Origin of the sequence: Brachybacterium sp. NPDC056505, from assembly GCF_042794925.1 — a bacterium.
In the GTDB taxonomy this organism is placed as follows: Bacteria; Actinomycetota; Actinomycetes; order Actinomycetales; family Dermabacteraceae; genus Brachybacterium; species Brachybacterium kimchii.
Map to the genome: position 1 here is coordinate 1 of NZ_JBHTSV010000074.1, position 1,318 is coordinate 1,318.

General features: G+C 64.7%; 1 protein-coding gene and 1 other annotated feature. The gene reads left to right on the forward strand.

Annotation, left to right across the window (positions count from 1 at the left end; translation table 11 throughout):
* Window positions 1-53: 53 nt before the first annotated feature.
* Window positions 54-1,300, forward strand: a protein-coding gene (locus ACFQ53_RS17695) for an IS3 family transposase (protein WP_377862289.1) whose coding sequence is annotated in 2 segments (ribosomal slippage) — window positions 54-339 and window positions 339-1,300 — 1,248 coding nt in all. Because the reading frame shifts where the segments join, the coding sequence is not laid out codon by codon here.
* Window positions 332-460 (forward strand) — a sequence feature (AL1L pseudoknot). Its footprint overlaps the gene before it by 129 nt.
* Window positions 1,301-1,318 lie beyond the last annotated feature (18 nt).

Consider the following 1,318-nt stretch of genomic DNA (forward strand, 5'->3'; position numbering starts at 1 on the left):
GTGAATCGCCCCGGGTCTGGTGGAGGCTCTGAATCCACGGGAGGATGAGGAGCATGGCAGCACCGAGGAAGTACCCGGACGAGCTTCGGGAGAGGGCCACGAGGATGGCTGTTCAGTCACGGCGCGATCCATCGACGAGGTCGGGCACGTTCCGCCGTGTGGGAGAGCAGCTCGGGATCAATCCCGAAACTCTGAGGAACTGGGTCGTGCAGGCCGAGGTGGACGAGGGACACCGCCCCGGGACCACTACCAGCGAATCCCAGCGCCTGGTTGAGCTGGAGAAGGAAGTGCGTGAGCTGCGCAGGGCGAACTCGATCCTGAGGTCGGCTTCGGCTTTTTTCGCGGCGGAGCTCGACCGCCCACAGCGTTGATCGTGGAGTACATCGACCAGCACAAGCACGAGTTCGGCGTCGAGCCGATCTGCAGGACGCTCACCGCAGCGGGCACGCAGATCGCGCCGAGCACGTACTACGCGTTCAAGACCCGCCCGCCCTCGAAGCGGGCGGTGCGCGACGAGGAGCTGCTGGTCGAGATCCGTCGCGTCCACAAAGCGAACTTCGGCGTCTACGGGGCCAAGAAGTTGCACGCTCAGTTGCGTCGCGAAGGCATCGAGGTGGCTCGCTGCACGGTGGAACGGCTCATGCGATCCAAAGGTCTGCGAGGGATCACCCGCGCCAAAGGGCCGCGCACCACGATCCCGGGCAGTGGCCCGGATTCGCGCCCTGACCTCGTCGAACGTGACTTCACCGCGACGGCTCCAAATCAATTGTGGGTCGCGGACATCACCTATTGCCGCACCTTCACCGGCTGGGTGTATGCCGCGTTCATCATCGACGTGTTCTCCCGCCGAGTGGTCGGCTGGCAGCTCTCGAAGTCGCTACGGACCGACCTCGCGCTGGACGCGCTGGAGATGGGCATCTGGACCCGCCAGCACGCAGGCCAGGACGTCACCGGGCTGACGCATCACAGCGACAAAGGAGTTCAATACGTCGCCATCCGTTACACCCAGCGCCTCGCCGACGCCGGCGCAGTCGCCTCGGTCGGATCCACCGGCGATTCCTACGACAATGCCCTGGCTGAGGCCTTCAACTCCCTGTTCAAGGCCGAACTGGTCCGCAACCGTGGACCGTGGAAGAGCATCGACGACCTCGAGATCGCGACGGCGGAGTACATCGACTGGTTCAACCACCGTCGACTCCACGGCGAGATCGGCATGATCCCGCCCGTCGAGCTCGAGGACACCTACCATCACAACCAGACCGCACCGGCACCCGCCGAAGCGGCACTTGCGAGCCTCTAACAAACCCGGGGCGATTCA